The sequence below is a fragment of the Bradyrhizobium erythrophlei genome (genome assembly GCF_042430365.1).
Taxonomy (GTDB): Bacteria; Pseudomonadota; Alphaproteobacteria; order Rhizobiales; family Xanthobacteraceae; genus Bradyrhizobium; species Bradyrhizobium erythrophlei.
In genome coordinates, this window is record NZ_JBHMET010000144.1 from 228212 (window position 1) to 244050 (window position 15839).

Genomic DNA, 15839 nt, shown 5'->3' on the forward strand with positions numbered 1-15839 from the left:
ATTCCTACCGCTAACCTTGTTACAGGATTACAACAGCTCTCGCGTGCAGCAACAGGGCCTTAGCGCTTGACTCTTTTAGTAGCAAAAACATAATCGTGGCGCAAATTCGCAAGCGTCCGGGCCGCGGGGGATCGGGCGCGCTTTCCAGTTTCAACTGTAGCGTTGGTAGGCGTCTTTTGTTCAAAGTGGTCGATCCGCTTTTGCGCCTGCGTTCAGGGTTGACTGGAACGCTGGTTCTGTTTTTGTCCGCCTTCTCGCTGACCGCGTGCATCGTCACTGCCGATCAATCGATCGAGACGAACCCCAAGGATCCACGCGCGCAGGACATCACCGAGAAGGTCAATTCGATCGACCTGTTGCCCCGGCAAACTACGGATACCGGCGCGGGCAGCTTGCGGCAGCAGACCGCATCGCGGCCGGCGATTTATCTCAGCGACGGCACGACCCCTGCCGGTGGAGCGCTCGCGGAGCGGGATGGCGCCGGTGGCAACGGCTACGATCTCAATTTCGAGAATGCGCCCGTCGCCACCGTTGCGAAGGTCATTCTCGGTGACGTGCTCAACGTCGGCTACACCATCGACCCGCGCGTTCAAGGAACTGTCACATTGGCTTCGGTCCGTCCGGTGCCCAAGGCAGATGCAATCTACGTTCTGGAAAACGCGTTACGCATGTCCGGCGTCGCGCTGGTGCGCGATCGTGGCGGCAGCTATCGTCTTGTGCCATCAGCGGAAGCCGGCCCCGGCGGCATCGACCGCAGCGACACCGCCGAAGCAGGCCAGGGCATCAGCGTAGTGCCGCTGCGCTACGTCTCGGCGCAGACGATCTTCAAGCTGCTCGACGGCTTCGGCGTCAAGGCCACGACGTTACGGCCCGATAATGGGCGCAACACGCTGATCGTCACGGGCAGCGGCTCGGATCGCGCTGCCGCGATCGACACCATCCTGAGCTTTGATGCCGACTGGATGCGCGGACAGTCGGTCGGCATCTTCCCGGTGCACAACTCGGCACCTGAACCGCTGCTCGCCGAGCTCGAGAAGATCATGGACTCCGGCGACGGCGGCCTGAGCCAGAACGTCGTCAAGTTTCAGGCGATCAGCCGCCTCAACGCGATCCTCGTGGTCAGCCAGAAGCCCGACTACCTCAAGCGGGCCGGCACCTGGATTGCGCGGCTCGACCGCTCCGACACCGAAGCGGTCAACCTGAAGTCCTACCCCCTGCGCTACGGCAACGCGCGCGTCGTGGTGGCCATGCTCAACGACATGCTGATTGCGCCTTCCAGCAACGGCCCCGGATCGAGCCTCGACAATGGCGCGAGCCAGATCGCGCCGGGCTCGGGCGTTGCGGTGACGTCGTCGTCGTTGTCGAACACCAATCCCGTCGCCTCGCTCAGCGCGCTGCCGACGGCCGCCTCGGGTGCGGCAACGCCAGTGACCGGCGTCGGCGGCGCGCCGCTGGGCGCACGCCCCGCTCCGGCACCGGGCACGGATCAGCAATTGGCCGGTTCCCCATCCGGCACCAAGGCCGCTGGCAGCAACAGCTTCCTGCCCAATGTCCGCATCACCGCCGACGTCACCAACAATGCCGTGCTGGTCTACGCCAACGCGGATTCGCAGCGCGTGGTCGAGCAGACCATCCGCCAGATCGACCGCCCGCAGCGCCAGATCGCGATCGAGGCGACGATCGCCGAAGTCACGCTGAACAACAACCTGAACTACGGCGTGCAATTTTTCCTCGCAAGCAGGAAGGGCTCGCTCGTCAACACCATCTCGAGCGGCTCCAGCACGACGAACACCGTCGAGCCGCCCAGCAACGCGGTCAATGCAGCGGCTAACGCCCTGATGGGACGCGTGCTGCCCGGCTTCAATCTTCTGGTGGGCGCCGAGAATGCGCCGCGCGTCATCATCGACGCGCTGCACGGCGTCACTGACGTCAAGGTCTTGTCCAACCCCTCGCTAGTCGTGCTCGACAATCAGCTGGCGACCCTGCAGGTCGGCGACCAGGTGCCCTATTCGACCGGCACTGCCACCGTGCTGACCGCCAACAACACCGTGGTCAACACCATCGACTACAAGAACACCGGCATTATCCTGCGGGTGCTGCCCCGCGCCAACGCCAACGGCAATATCGTGCTCGATATCGAGCAGGAGATCTCCAGCGTCGCCAATGCCGGCCTGAACGGCCTCACGCCGACCATCTCGCAGCGCCGCGTGAAGAGCTCGATCGCCGTGACGTCAGGCCAGACCGTGCTGCTCGCCGGCCTGATCAGCGAAAACGAGACCAAGGGACGGCAGGGCATTCCGGTGCTCGACCAGATCCCCGGCGTGGGGGATGCCTTCTCGCACCAGACCAACAATCGCAAGCGGACCGAGTTGATCCTCTTCATCCGCCCGACCCTCGTGAAGGACAGCGTCGACGCCCATGTCATCGCCGAGGAGATGCGCAGCAAGATGAACAGCCGGCTGGTCGGGACCAGCAATTCCGTGGTCGTGACGACCCCGCCAGGGGTCCCGCCGCGCTAGCGCTGATGCCGGGCCCCCGTTGCACCCGTCCGGCCGAAACGTCGCGCGCCAGTGGCGGACCGCCCCCGTGACGATCGAGGAGCCTCTCCGACAAATCGGCCTGACCATCGCGCTGCTGGCGATCGTGGCGGCGAGCCTGTTGACCGCCCCCGGCGCCGATGGCCTCCTGGGCGCGTTCCTGGGCGCGCTGATGCTGACGATCGCTATCACCGACGCACACCGCTACATCATCCCGAACGAACTGACGGGCGCTGCAGCTGTGCTGGCGCTGCTCCGGGCCCTGGCGGTCGGTCCGGACGCCGGCTGGTACGGCCTGATCTGGGCCGCCGGCCGGGCGCTCGCCATCGCCCTGCCCTTCCTCGCCCTAATGGCCGGCTACCGGGCCTGGCGCGGCCGCGACGGGCTTGGGCTCGGCGATATCAAGCTCGCGGCGGTCGCCGGCGCCTGGCTCGGACTGACGACGCTATTCGCCGTGGTCGAAATCGCGACGCTTTCAGCGCTGGCCGCCTATATCGTCAACGGCGCGCTGCGGCGACGCCCGCTGCGGTCGACCGCGTTCCTTCCCTTCGGCCTGTTTTTGGCGCCGGCCATCTGGTTCGGCTGGCTGGCCGAGGCACTTCTGGGTTAGGCCTGCGCCTTAGCCGCTTGGCCCGGACGCCGCTCAGTGCTCGCGGGTTGGCGCCCATTCCAACGCACGCAGCCGTGCCTGCGCGACCTCGCCACGTGACATCTTCCGGGTGACGGCGTCGCGGATCCGCTGCCGCGCCTCGCGCGCCTTGGGCGGTGCGGCCGCGGTCGAGAGGTTGAGCCACTTACCGGCCTCGACGATATCGCGCGGGACGCCCTGCCCACGGTCATAGAGCAGGCCGAGCGAATATTGCGCGAGACTGTCGCCCTGCTCCGCCGCCCGGCGATACCACATCGCAGCTTCCGAATAATTCTGCGGCACGCCGCGCCCGGTCTCGAACAGGAAACCGAGATAGGCCTGCGCCGACGGGTCGCCATGCTCGGCGAGGGGGATGAAGATGCTGGAGGCGCGCTGATAGTCCTGCCGGTTGAAGGCGGCGATGCCTTGGCGGAGGGATGCCGCACACAGTGGATCAGCTAGCGCAACCAAAAGCACGATGGCGGTAAGCGGGACGAAGAGTCGCCCCGTCAAGGAATTACCTTTGCCTGCACGTCCCGACCCGTCGAAATCCCTGCTGCTCATGGTTGACTACACTAGACGTCCAGATCGCGAAAATCCACAAGGCACGATACTGGCTTCGTCAGCCCGAGGCGCTTATAGAGGACGTCGTTGGGTGGAATATGACAGGATTATCTGGAGCAGGACGTGGCGCAGCGAATTACCGGCCTGTATCAATCGATACGTATTCCATCGATCTACAAAGGATTGATGTTCGCGCTCGGCGCCGACAACGCAATCAGACGATACGTGAACGAGGTGCTGAAGCCGACGCCTGGCATCAAGATGCTCGACGTTGGCTGCGGGCCGGCGAACATTCTGGCTTATCTCCCTTCGCTGAACTATACCGGCATCGATCTCAATGAGAAGCACATCGCCTTTGCCCGAGAGCTTTACGGCAGCCGGGGCCGCTTCGTGGTCGGCAATGCCGCAAACGACCTCCGGCAGGATGAGAACAGCTTCGACCTGATAAACATCTCGGCTTTGCTGCATCACCTCGCTGACGATGAAGCCATTTCGCTGTTCACTTCCTTGAAGCGCCTGCTCAAGCAAGACGGAAGGATTGTGACGATAGACAACGTCTGGCTTCCGCGACAGCGAACGGCAGTCAAACTCATCAACAAGCTTGACTCCGGCCTCAATATCAGAACGCCCGGGGGCTACTTGGAACTACTGAACGGCCAGGGCTTCGATGTGCAGACCCGAGTGTTTCACGACCTGCTTCGAATTCCCTACGATCACATCGTCATGATCGCTCGACACGGGTCGAAGCAACGAAGCGACTAGACCGCGCGGGCTACGACAACCCGGCTGCCGCCAGCAGGCCAACTCAATCCGGACAGCGTAGCGCGGACCTCAGCACGCAGAGTTGCGGTAAAGATCCTGTTGGTCAGCGGATTCAGGTCAAATTCGCGCTCCACCTCTTGGTTGCCTTTCTTGTGCTTCGCGCTTAGACGGCTTAAGGCCATAAATGGCAGCAGCACCGCAGTATAGGACGTGGAGAACAGTACTTCAAAGCCGTTGCGGCGAAGTTTTTCCTCGAGTTCTCCTCTCCGGTAGCGTCGCTGGTGATAGGCGATGTCATCGGCGCGGCTCCAGAGCCAGGGATGCTGCGGCACCGCTATGATCGTCCCTCCCCCAAGTTGCGTCGCACGTCGCAGTCCGCGCAGCACCCCTTCGTCATCTGCAATGTGCTCAATCACATCGAAAGCGCCAGTGAGATCAAAAACGTCCTCGGCGGGAATATGGCGCGCATCCATCTGGACAAGTTCGACCTGCGCCGGCAGTCGCTTTCTCGCAAAAGCAAGCCCGGACGGATGGAGTTCGGATCCGACCAGTCGCTCCCAATTGCGCGCCTGCGCGACAGCACACAGCACGGCTCCGTTGCCACAGCCAATCTCGAGAAAGCGACGGACGTCGGGAAAGAACTTGTTGATGAGGCCGACGATGAGCTCATTGCGGGCGACGAACCAGAAATGTTCGGCCTCAACTTTCGAAAGCATCTCGAAATTCTTCGGATCCATGCCGCTGATGGTGTCGGCAAGCTCTGGTGCGAACATTGGAATCCCATCATGCTCGGCAACGACATGGCCGCAGGTCCCACATTGCCAGCCCGACGGCCAGATGGGCCCGTTTTCCACCACAGGCTCCTCAGCTCCGCAGGCAAGACATCGTCGCCGAGGCAGGATCGGGACGGTCATGCCGGGCGAACGCGACGGACAGAAAGCGCGATAATTGGTGATTTCATCATTCGATCACTATAAACACCGGCAGGACCGCTGGCCAGCGGCCACGCCTCTTCGATTGTCGGGTCAGTCACACGTGCAGATTTGCATTGTCCAATCCTGCTACATCCCCTGGAAAGGTTTCTTCGACCTGATCGGACGATGCGACGAATACGTGATCTTCGACAGCGCTCAATATGTGAAGCGACACTGGCACAACCGCAACCGCATCAAGACTGCCAACGGAGTCGAGTGGCTAACGATACCCGTGGTCTCCAAGGGACGGTTTGAGCAGCCGATTGACGAGGTCGAGATCGAAAAGCCGTGGGCCGAGAAGCACTGGCGTGCGGTGGAACTGGCCTATCGACGTGCGCCCTTTTTCGACCAGTTCGCGCCCACGTTAAAAGCCTGGTACGAGCGCGCAGACAAGGAGCGCCGGCTCACAGACGTCAATGAACTGTTTTTGCGGGGGATCGCCGAACTGCTCGGGTTGGAAACCCGCATCGTCAGGGACACCGCCTATCCCGCGGAGGGCGTCAAAACCGCAAGGCTCTTGAGCATCGCCAAGGCCGCAGGAGCAAATCGGTATCTAAGCGGCCCCTCGGCGCGGGTTTACCTTGACGAGGCACAGCTTGCCTCCGCCGGGATTGCGACCGAGTGGATGAACTACGACGGCTATTCTCAATACCCCCAGCTCCACGGAAGCTTCGAGCACGCCGTTAGCGTCGTTGACCTCTTGTTGAACACCGGTCCCGCGGCAACGCACTATATCGGCCCGGACACGCTCCGAATCGCACCGGACGCCCGATAAGGATGACAGGCTCCACAGAACCCGGCGCGCAACCACCCCGGGTTCTGTTTTGCCATGACTGGTCGCTATTGCTGGCCCGCAGTGCTGAACGAGCCGACCGCGCCGTTGCCGAAGAGTCTGTTGTTGCCGTAGCTCGTGGGTCCACCCGCGAACGCAGTCCCATTGAAGTTGATATCGGAGTTCGACAACCGAATAGTACCGTTGATGCCGGTCGCATTGCCGCTGATCGCACTATCATCTACGGTGATCTGCGCACCGCTATCCCCGAGCACACCGGTGTTGGAATTGCTGGCGAAGCTCGATCGCTTGATGGTGACGTTGTTGCCGTTGCCGGCGGCAACACCGAAGGCGTTGTTGTACGACTGCACACCGTCGAGGGTCGCATTATTGGTCGCCGCGCCGGCCACCGAAATACCCGAGCCGCCGTTGTGCGTAACCACTGTGTTCTTGACGAAGAGCTTCCCGCCCGCGTTGGAACGATTATCGAGGATCCCCTGCTGGCTGAATTCGGTGACGATGCAATCCTCAATCGACACGGAGGCCGCTGTCAGGATCTTGATGCCCACGAGCCCGGCGTTGGCGCCAGCTGATATGCCAAGTCCCTGGAACTGGATGTTTCGCAGGACAACTTGATCGGTCGGCTGAGCCGCAATGACAATGCCGTTCGTTCCGGCAACCAGCACCGAGCCGAAACCCTCATGGCAATTGATCGAAATCGACTTGGTGATCGTGAGGGCGCCAAATCCTCCCGGGTCGAGGCAATCGATTTCGCCGCCCGCGGCGGTCTTGGAAATCGCTCCGGCAAAGGTCTTGCAGGGCGCCGTACGGCTGCAAGGGTTCGCATCGTCACCGACGCCGGAAACCCAGGTCCGCGTGGCCTGGGCGTGGGCGGGAGCCGAGGCGAGCACCGGAATCAAAAAACCGATCAAAAGCGCCAGCAAACCAAAACGATGCATGTCTATCTCCTTGTCTCTGCAGTGATTTCCTTGGCCGGCTCTAAAAAACGAGGGTAGAATCGGCAATCAAACCCCGGTACATCTGCACACGAAAAGCGCCCAGCCGTCCGCTTTCCTGGGGTTGTACTCGTCCGCGCTATAATCTTTATGATCTTTGCCCCAAAGTCGCCGCTAGACAGCAAAGAAAATGCCGCAAATCAAGTCCGGACACACAGATTTCTGCGGCGCGCGGCCAAACCTCTCCCCCTTCTCGGAGGTTGGATGGTCCAGGACAGGAATCGGTTCAATCGTGCGCGTTTTTTTGTCAAACGGAGACGCTTGGCGAGTCGCGCCGGGGTGAGCTCCGCTCCGTGCCAATTGGCCCTGCGTGCCGTCCCGCTACCATCGGCGAAAATCTGAATTCCGAATAACGAGCGATCTGTGAAACTCTCAATCGTCACTACCCTCTATCGATCGGCTGCCACGATCGAAGAGTTCTATCATCGGGCCATGAAGGCCGCTGACGCGCTCTTTCCTGAGGTTGAGCTGGTGATCGTCAATGACGGATCGCCCGACAATAGCCTTGAGCTCGCGCTCGCTCTGCATCGGCGCGACCCTCGGATCGTCGTCGTCGATCTCGCCCGCAACTTCGGGCACTACAAGGCGATGATGACTGGCCTCTCCTATGCCAGAGGCGATCTGATTTTCCTGATCGACAGTGATCTCGAGGAACGTCCCGAGGACCTGACGCTGTTCTACCGGCGCTTCGAGCAGGGCGACAGCGATGTGGTCTACGGCGTCCAGCAGGCGCGCCGCGGCGGGCTGATCGAACGAATTGGAGGCACGATTTTCTTTGCCTTGGTGGATGCGCTAGGTGACCGGCCGCTTCCACGCAATCTGGTGACCGCACGGTTGATGTCGGCCGATTATGTCAAGGCCTTGGTCCGACACCGCGACCGCGAATTCGTGATTTCGGACCTTTGGCAGGTGACTGGATTCCGGCAGAACCAGATCGTCGTCGAAAAGCTGTCCACTTCGCCATCGACTTACTCGCTCTGGAAGCGAATAGATTTGGCGGTGAAGCATTTGACGACATCCTCGACGCGATTGCTATATCTGGTGTTCTATACTGGCCTACTGATCTTTACCGTCTCCATCGGCATTATCGCCTTCTATCTGCTGCGTTATCTTACGGCCGGGGTCGGAGTCAGCGGCTTTACCTCGCAGATCATCTCGATTTGGTTCCTGGGAGGCCTCATCACGCTGATTCTCGGAATATTGGGAATTTACATGGCCAGCATCCTCGCGGAGGCGAAGAGGCGGCCTTATACGGTCGTGCGCCGCGTGCATCGCGCTGCGACGGACGGAACGTCCGTATCAAGTCCTCTCCAATCGTCTTCTCTCGTCCGCACGGACGGTCCGTCGTGACCGACCCGATCCAGTCCCGTATCCTGACCGAGGTCGCGCAATACTATTCCGCGAAGCTCGAAGCGCATGGCGCTACGCCGCAAGGCGTGGATTGGAACGGTTCCGAGTCGCATCACCTGCGGCATAGACAATTCCTGCGCCTGTTGGCGGATAGCCGGCACAGTTCGGTGATCGACCTTGGCTGCGGGTTCGGCGATTTCCTGCGCTTTTTGAGGGATAACGGCCATCCCGGACATTTCATCGGCTACGACGTCGCACCGAGCATGATCGAGAAAGCCCGCAAGCTTCACGGTGAGGGAGAGGATCGTTGCTGGCGCGTGGGAGCCGAGCCGAACGAAACCGCCGACTTTGCGATCGCCAGCGGAATCTTCAACGTCAAGGGGGACGTCCCAAACGAAACCTGGATCAGCTACGTGCAGCAGACGCTCGACGTTCTCGCGCGCGCCGGCCGGCGTGGATTCGGGTTCAATATCCTGAGCCTATCGAGTGATCCAGATCGCCGCCGGTCTAATCTGTTCTATGCGGATCCGGCGCAGATGCTCAGCCACTGCATTTCCCGATACGGTCGATCGATCGCGCTGCTGCAAGACTACGGGTTATACGAATTCACGGTACTCGTGCGGCATACGCAGGTGAAAATTTGACGATTGCTGTAGCCACAAAACCGTCGCGGTGCCCGCTCTGCGGAGGAAACGTCGGCGAGCTTTCCCTTCCGCACCCCCACCGGTCCATGCTCAGCGACGGACGGGTGATATCACGCCCGTTGGCGAAGATGTCCTGCCTGGCCTGCGGGACCGCCTTCCACACCTCAGAGACCACCAGCGACGAGGTCCGCACCATTTATGGTGACGAATACAAGCTTGCGGCTGCCGCCCCTAAATCGGACACCGCCCGGGCCCGCGCTTACGGCAGCTGGATTATGGCTGAAGCCTCGGCACCCCAGACTATATTGGAAATGGGCTGCGGCTCCGGGGCTCTGCTTTCCGAATTGCTCAGAATGTGGCCCGACGCAATCGGGTACGGGATCGACCCTGCGTTGCCAGACACTGCTCGATCGGAAGGCAGAATTCACCTGGCGAGCGGCTTTGTTGAGGATATCCCGAATGATGCAGGTCCCTTCGACCTGATCGTCGCGGTCAACGTCATCGAACATACCGCCGACCCGCGAGCATTTCTCAACACCCTGCGGCCACACTTAACGCCGAATGGACAAATTCTTGCGGTCTGTCCGGCGACGCAGCCGCCAAATATCGAACTGCTATTCTTCGACCACCTCTATAGCTTGACGCCTGATGCTCTGCTGCTCGCAAGCCAGGCAGCGTCTCTCGCGATGAAAAAGCAAATCCCGGCTCCGCAAGAGATCGGCGACTTCCAGATGGTCGTGCTTGCGGCAACCGGCCCCAGCCTGCCGCCGCGACGGCTGGCGTCGTTCTCCAGTCTTCGCTCCGAACGATCCGCTTATCTTGAGCGCTGGGGGAGCCTCGACCAAACGCTGCTTGATCGCTCACGAACCTGTTCGCGCCTTCTAGCCTTTGGCGGCGGGCAAACCGCCGCCCTGCTCCGCGCTTATGCTCCGAGAACGTGGGCGCGGATCGAGTTGATCGTACTTGACGACGTCAGTGAGGCTTGGCCGCTGGGCCGACCCATTGCATCCTACCAGGAAGCAGTACAAAATCCCGACGACCTGATCCTAGTTGCGGCGTCGCCTCACGTGCAAAGTGCAATCGCCGAACGGCTCAGCCGAGATGGTCTTCGATCAGTCACATGGAACGATCTGATCCCCCGTTAGATTTTGTTGGCATGATGCAGGCAGATATTCCAAAGCGTTACGGCGTCACCGAACAGACGCAATCCAGTTCGGATGTCGAGCGGACATGTGAATCGATACGACAGCTCGGTTATGGAGTCGTCAACGGTGGTTACAGTCCCGCATGGCTGACGTTGCTGTCCGAAGCGTTCGATCGCGCGCAGGGGCGCCACTCCCTCGAACATGGTGGCATCGATGCGCTCAAAGCAATCGACGAGCACAACACGATCCGGCTGCCGCTGGCATATGACCCAATCTTTCTCGAGCTCGCGGCGAACGGAAAGGTTCTGGACATCTGCCGCCAACTGATCTCCGGCTACGTGGTACTCAACCAGCAGAACGGCATCATCAACCCGCCGAACGCAAAGCAGTACAATCAAGGAGCGTGGCACCGCGATTTGCCATACCAGCATTTCGTTTCGTCGCGACCGCTTGCGATCAACGCGCTCTTTTGCCTCGACGAATTCACGATCGAAAACGGCGCCACCATGGTGTTGCCGGCATCCCATCGGCAAGAGGCGTTTCCGTCGGACCATTTTGTGACGACCCAAGCGTCGGCCGTCACTGCGCCGGCCGGTTCGTTCATCGTTCTCGACTGCATGGTATTCCACAGCGGCGGCATCAACGTGACCGCAAGGCCGCGGCGCGCGATCAACCACGTCTACTCAATTCCTTTGCTTCGCCAACAAATCGATTTGCCCACTGCTCTCGGAGAAGACTTCGTCACCGATCCTGCGCATCGCAGATTGCTCGGTTATGACGCGCGCCAGCCGGCATCGATTGCAGAATACCTGGCTGGCAGGGCCCGAAAAACCTGACCGCCGTCAGAGAGGCAACTCGCCTTCCCACCGAGCGAGGCCAAAACCGGTGGCACCATAGCCATTGCCGTTGTAAGCCAGCCACAGACTACCGCGATGCCAAAACAGCGCCGGGTAGCAAGTCATTTCGCTTTCCCAGCCCGTGCCCGAGGGCCCAAGTCCCATCACCGCATCAAGTCGGGCCCAGGTCACGCCGTCATCACTCGACGCGGCGCCGAGACGATAGCGCTGTCCGCGGCATGCGAAGCACATCAGAAGCCTGTCACCGACCTTCGTTACACTGGGGCGCGCGAGCGCGTGCTCCGTCTCTGCAGCGAAGCCCACGACGGTCCTTCCGTCTCTCGTCCAATGAACGCCGTCAACCGACCGCGCGAGTTTGATCGCGTGCTGCATGTCGGCATTTCCAACTGCTGGCGTGAGATTGGAGCCATACCACATCCGCCAGTCCGCGGGGCCGAACCGCAACACGCAGGGATACGAGAGTGTGTAGGGATCCTCGGGTGAGCGATCCAAGATCGGGCCCGGCGAAAGCCGCTCGAAAGCCTCTGAGGGTGTTCGCGACCTTGCCAGTCCAATCGCGTTCCGCCAAGGCGAGCGAACGCCGAGATTCCAGCCCATGTAGTAGATCGAAAGACCGTCCTCCAATTCAACGATGCAGCCGATCCCGATGCCGCTATCATCGAACGTGCCGTCCTCACCGGGTGCCAGCGCCGGTTCCCGCGCGACGTCGAGAACCCGCGGAGCCTCAGAGACCTCCACGTCAACCCATCCCACGTGCGAGCGCCTTTGAGTGTCGCGTGAACAGTAGAAGAAGCGGAAAGCGTCCCCTGCCAAGTGGATCGGCGCGGGCAGCGCGGCGTGGCTGCGCGCCCACGGCAGGCTGCCATCCGGAACAAATACCAAGCCGAGGCGGCGCCAAGCCATCCCCCACCCTCACAGATTTCTGAGGCGCGTGCTTGGCACCGACGAGCGCTCGGATCCGCGCGGCGCCACCACCGAAAAATCCGGCTGATCCTCCAGGATCAGTGCGCCCGCGCCAAGCACGCACTTCTTGCCGATCGTGACATGATCGCGGATCGTCACATTCACGCCGACGAAGGTTCCCTGCCCGATCCTAACGCCACCGGACACGACGATGTGCGACGCCAGAAAGACGTCGTCCTCGATCGTCGAGTGGTGACCGATGTGGTTGCCGCTCCACAAGGTCACGTTCGACCCAATGCGCGCGAAAGGCTGAATCGTGTTGTCTTCGAGGATGAAGCAGTTTTCCTGCGGTTCGAAGCCGGGAAATGTCGTGGCACGGCTGCTCAGATATGTTGCAAGCCTGTATCCCTTGGCGCGAGCCGCCGCCACCTTTTCCGTCCGGACCGCATTGACCTTGGCATAGCTGACGGCGACGAACATTTCGTATTGTTCGGGCGCAAACCTCCCCGCAACGTCTTCGAACGCGACGACCGGTCGGCCGCGAAACTCCGTTTGCTTCAGAAAAGCGCCGTCAACGGTGAAGCCTGCAACTTCGTAGCGGGAATCATGAGTGAAATAGAAATCGGCCAGCTCTGCAATCTCGCCGGTCCCGAAAACGATGATCTTCTGCTTCTGCAATCGTGTGCCTCCGATCCACCAGTTATATCCGTTCGGAGACTAACTGCAACAAACGGGCTCCCGTAGCGATAGATCGCGTCGCCAGGTGCTCCACCCACCAAACTGCATTTTTGGAGTGATCATCCTCAAGCTTACGCAATGTGCCAAGTGCCGGGAACGTTCCCAGCAGCGGAGATAATGTGCGCGTTCGATATCTGACCATTGTCCCAGATCGACACCGCTCCGTTGTCGTTCTGCCAGAGAATGCCAGAATGCCCATTCCCGTTAAAATCGCCAACGCCGGCAATATGCCAACTAGAGGGAACGATGCCCGGATTCGCTATGATATGTGCATTCGCGATCTGGCCGTCATCCCAGATTGACACCGCGCCGTTGTCGTTCTGCCAGAGGATGTCGGAACGATGGTTGCCGTCAAAATCACCAATGCCGACGACATGCCAGCTGCTCGGCACTACACCGGGATTGACAATCCAGTGAGCGCCCGAAATTTGCCCGTTGTCCCAGATCGAGAGCGCGCCGTTGTCATTCTGCCAAAGTATGTCCGAGCGCCCGTTGCCGTCGAAATCGCCTACGCCGACGATGTGCCAGCTGCTCGGGACCACGCCAGCAGCAGCAACCGTGTGGGCTCCGGTCGCCTGGCCATTGTCCCAGATAAAGACCGACCCGTTGTTGTCGTGCCATAGAATATCGGAGCGACCGTTTCCGTCGAAATCCCCAACTCCGGCGATCTGCGAGCTGCTCGGGACCGCGCCAGCCGCGGCGATTGTGTGGCTGGCGGCAGGCGATCCGTTATCCCAAATGAACACCGCTCCACTGTCATCGCGCCAAAGTATGTCGCTCAAGCCATTCCCGTCGAAATCACCGATTCCCGCTACGTGAGAACTGGCCGGAACAGAGCCCGGATTGGCGATCCAATGCGCACCGCTGAGTTGGCCATTGCTCCAGATCGAAGCCGTGCCGTTGTCGTTATACCATAGGATGTCGCTAGTGCTCGCAGCGCTAAACTTACCCGTGGCATGGCTGGCACTAGGATTGCTGGTGTCGATGTTAATCTGGAATGAGAGTACACCCGACGAGCTTCCAGACGGATCCGAAACCGAAAATTGGAAGCCGTCCGATGCCACTCCGGGCGCGGTCTCATGGTAGGTGACGAGACCATTATTGATATCCGCTTGCGTGAATGACGTCGCGACCGTTCCGCTCAACAGCAGCACGCCGCGTGCAGGCGCATTTACAACCGTGTACAGAAGTTGCGCAGCGGTGGCACTGTCGCTCGCACTCAGGAAGCTGGAGGTGATGACACAATCAGCGCCAGTCGAGACATTGAGCGGTTGGGATGTGACCGGAATCGTGACGAGCCCGATCAAATCCGACGCCGTCAGCGCGATATTACCCTTTAGGTCGATGGCAAAATCGGGGATCCCGTTGCCGGTGATGTCGCCCTGGAGCACCGTCACGCCGAGCGTGCTGTTGTAGCTGTAGTCGACTTCGTAGGCCTTGTGGTCAAAGGGCGCCGTGCCGATGAAGTGGAACGAACCGATACCGCTGAGATCGATGTGATCGAGGCCTGACACGAAGTCCGTGATAAGGTCGTGCTTTCCGCTCGCCGCCGTTACGTGTCCGGCCGAGAACACGAAGGTGTCGGCGCCGCCTCCGCCGGTCATGATGTCGACGCCTGAGCCGGCGACCAGCCGGTCCGCAACCGCGCCGCCAATCAGGGTATCGTTGCCCGCGCCGGCCACCAACTTGCAGCCGTAATCATTCGCGATCAGCGTGTCGTTGCCGCTGCCGGCGATCGCCGTCTGGATGATGGTGTTGGTCGATATCCCGATGTTGTTGACAAGCCCGCCCACCGACGAGAAAGCCCCCGGGTGCAAATCGATGGTCTGCGCGGCGGAATATCCGGAGCAGTCGAGCGTGTTGTTGCCGCCGCTGTCGTAGATCGTCAGTGCGGGGGCCTGGGTGTAATTCGCGAAATTGTAGATCGCGCCCGCATTGCTGTTGAAGCCATAGACGGTGTCGCCGGTCCGCGTCGTGGTCGCCGCGCCGTAGATCGAGTCCACAGCATATATGTCGGCCATCTGCGGGGTGACGACGTAGCGATACGAACTGCCGGAATAATTGTCCTGCGCGAAATAGGACATGATCGAGTATTGCCAAGTGTCGTTGGCATAGATCGCGTTGGCGGAATAGGTCGCGCTGCCGTTATAGGGACCCTGATGGCCTAGGCCGAGCGCGTGGCCGATCTCGTGGATGTAGGACTGGTAGCCGTAGCTGTCGATCCCGGTCTTGCCGTCGTAGGCGCCGCCGTCGCTCGTGATCCAGTCCGAGCTGATGTCGACGGTCGCAGACGTCATCAGACCCGTGCCCGTCCAGGACGCGTTGGTGACGGCCGTCATGGTGCCGGTGTCCACGAAGGTGATGTTCCCACTGCCCGTGGTCTGGACGAAGGTGACGTTGGCAACATCGTGCCAAGCCTGCAGCGCCGACAGCGCCAGGAACTGCTCGGACGCGTTCAACCCGCTGATATTGTAGGTGATGGTGACGGAGGCCCAATGGTGGGCGATGGTGTTGTTGTAGGCCCAAAAGCCGTTGACCAGGTAGTCGGCAAGCTGGGCGATCGTCGCGACCGGCTTTGTGGTGCTCGTGCTGGTGCTGGCCGTGACGGACGTCGTCCCGGCGAGCGGAAAGGGGTCCCCGTCGTCGCCGAGCAGGGACGGACCAATCGCGCCGGTTCCCGATCCGGAAAGGCCCGTGCCGGTCGCAAGGCCGAGGTCACCGAACGGGGCAAACATTCCGGAATCATCGAATAGCGAACTGGTCTTCCGCATCGAACCGACCACACCCAAAAGTTATCTGACTTTCATGAATCGCCGGGCAACCGGCCCAGGGTAGCGCGGCCTCGCGGCATGGCGTTGCTGCTATTCTGCTGGCACCTCATTGGCAAAGCATTAAGGCGCAAGGTTGAATCGACGACTGCAACTGTGCGAAAAATCAGGCTCTGGAGCA

At 60.8% G+C, this 15839-nt stretch carries 14 protein-coding genes; 8 read left to right on the forward strand and 6 right to left on the reverse strand.

Annotated elements, in window-relative coordinates:
* The first annotated feature begins 200 nt into the window (after positions 1 to 200).
* Both gspD and ACFFWD_RS22630 read left to right on the forward strand, forming a co-directional pair.
* Positions 201 to 2519, forward strand: coding sequence for a type II secretion system secretin GspD (gene gspD / locus ACFFWD_RS22625; protein ID WP_376968700.1), 2319 nt, complete (start codon positions 201 to 203; stop codon positions 2517 to 2519).
* A gap of 67 nt (positions 2520 to 2586) precedes the next feature.
* Positions 2587 to 3147 (forward strand): prepilin peptidase, encoded by a 561-nt coding sequence (locus ACFFWD_RS22630; RefSeq protein ID WP_376968701.1) that lies wholly within the window; start codon positions 2587 to 2589, stop codon positions 3145 to 3147.
* Between the two features lie 33 nt (positions 3148 to 3180).
* Here ACFFWD_RS22630 and ACFFWD_RS22635 read toward each other — a convergent pair whose 3' ends face one another.
* Positions 3181 to 3678, reverse strand: a complete 498-nt coding sequence (locus tag ACFFWD_RS22635; RefSeq protein ID WP_376968702.1) for a tetratricopeptide repeat protein — start codon at positions 3676 to 3678, stop codon at positions 3181 to 3183.
* 174 nt (positions 3679 to 3852) lie between these two features.
* Here ACFFWD_RS22635 and ACFFWD_RS22640 point away from each other — a divergent pair, with 174 nt between their 5' ends.
* On the forward strand, positions 3853 to 4491 hold the full coding sequence (locus ACFFWD_RS22640) for a class I SAM-dependent methyltransferase (protein ID WP_376968703.1): 639 nt from the start codon (positions 3853 to 3855) through the stop codon (positions 4489 to 4491).
* On the opposite strand, the gene ACFFWD_RS22645 is transcribed toward ACFFWD_RS22640, so the two are convergent.
* A complete protein-coding gene (locus tag ACFFWD_RS22645) occupies positions 4488 to 5345 on the reverse strand; it encodes a class I SAM-dependent methyltransferase (protein WP_376968704.1) in 858 nt (285 codons plus the stop codon). The two genes, ACFFWD_RS22640 and ACFFWD_RS22645, sit on opposite strands and share 4 nt — an antisense overlap.
* Before the next feature lie 97 nt (positions 5346 to 5442).
* On the opposite strand from ACFFWD_RS22645, the gene ACFFWD_RS22650 reads away from it, so the two are divergent.
* Positions 5443 to 6240 (forward strand): WbqC family protein, encoded by a 798-nt coding sequence (locus ACFFWD_RS22650; RefSeq protein WP_376968705.1) that lies wholly within the window; start codon positions 5443 to 5445, stop codon positions 6238 to 6240.
* A gap of 65 nt (positions 6241 to 6305) precedes the next feature.
* On the opposite strand, the gene ACFFWD_RS22655 is transcribed toward ACFFWD_RS22650, so the two are convergent.
* Entirely contained in the window at positions 6306 to 7196 is an 891-nt protein-coding gene (locus ACFFWD_RS22655; protein ID WP_376968706.1) for a right-handed parallel beta-helix repeat-containing protein, read from the reverse strand.
* A gap of 420 nt (positions 7197 to 7616) precedes the next feature.
* Here ACFFWD_RS22655 and ACFFWD_RS22660 point away from each other — a divergent pair, with 420 nt between their 5' ends.
* From ACFFWD_RS22660 to ACFFWD_RS22675, 4 genes are all read left to right on the forward strand, one after another.
* On the forward strand, positions 7617 to 8603 hold the full coding sequence (locus ACFFWD_RS22660) for a glycosyltransferase family 2 protein (RefSeq protein WP_376968707.1): 987 nt from the start codon (positions 7617 to 7619) through the stop codon (positions 8601 to 8603).
* Entirely contained in the window at positions 8600 to 9247 is a 648-nt protein-coding gene (locus ACFFWD_RS22665) for a class I SAM-dependent methyltransferase (protein ID WP_376968708.1), read from the forward strand. The genes ACFFWD_RS22660 and ACFFWD_RS22665 overlap by 4 nt, the downstream gene beginning before the upstream one ends.
* Positions 9248 to 9375: 128 nt before the next feature.
* Positions 9376 to 10392, forward strand: coding sequence for a class I SAM-dependent methyltransferase (locus tag ACFFWD_RS22670; RefSeq protein WP_376968742.1), 1017 nt, complete (start codon positions 9376 to 9378; stop codon positions 10390 to 10392).
* Positions 10368 to 11228 carry a phytanoyl-CoA dioxygenase family protein gene (locus tag ACFFWD_RS22675; RefSeq protein ID WP_376968709.1) on the forward strand — a complete coding sequence of 287 codons (861 nt, stop codon included), beginning with the start codon at positions 10368 to 10370 and terminating at the stop codon, positions 11226 to 11228. The genes ACFFWD_RS22670 and ACFFWD_RS22675 overlap by 25 nt, the downstream gene beginning before the upstream one ends.
* Positions 11229 to 11234: 6 nt before the next feature.
* Here the strand turns inward: ACFFWD_RS22675 and ACFFWD_RS22680 are convergent, their stop codons facing one another.
* The 3 genes from ACFFWD_RS22680 to ACFFWD_RS22690 form a co-directional block, all read right to left on the reverse strand.
* Entirely contained in the window at positions 11235 to 12152 is a 918-nt protein-coding gene (locus ACFFWD_RS22680) for a hypothetical protein (RefSeq protein ID WP_376968710.1), read from the reverse strand.
* A gap of 9 nt (positions 12153 to 12161) precedes the next feature.
* On the reverse strand, positions 12162 to 12830 hold the full coding sequence (locus tag ACFFWD_RS22685) for an acetyltransferase (RefSeq protein WP_376968711.1): 669 nt from the start codon (positions 12828 to 12830) through the stop codon (positions 12162 to 12164).
* A gap of 131 nt (positions 12831 to 12961) precedes the next feature.
* Entirely contained in the window at positions 12962 to 15625 is a 2664-nt protein-coding gene (locus ACFFWD_RS22690) for a M10 family metallopeptidase C-terminal domain-containing protein (protein ID WP_376968712.1), read from the reverse strand.
* Between the last annotated feature and the right edge of the window lie 214 nt (positions 15626 to 15839).

Coding starts and splice junctions, on each gene's coding strand:
- ACFFWD_RS22655 (WP_376968706.1), bottom strand. CDS start 7,196: ATGCATCGTTTTGGTTTGCTGGCGCTTTTGATCGGTTTTTTGATTCCG.
- ACFFWD_RS22670 (WP_376968742.1), top strand. CDS start 9,376: ATGTCCTGCCTGGCCTGCGGGACCGCCTTCCACACCTCAGAGACCACC.
- ACFFWD_RS22675 (WP_376968709.1), top strand. CDS start 10,368: ATGGAACGATCTGATCCCCCGTTAGATTTTGTTGGCATGATGCAGGCA.
- ACFFWD_RS22680 (WP_376968710.1), bottom strand. CDS start 12,152: ATGGCTTGGCGCCGCCTCGGCTTGGTATTTGTTCCGGATGGCAGCCTG.
- ACFFWD_RS22690 (WP_376968712.1), bottom strand. CDS start 15,625: ATGTTTGCCCCGTTCGGTGACCTCGGCCTTGCGACCGGCACGGGCCTT.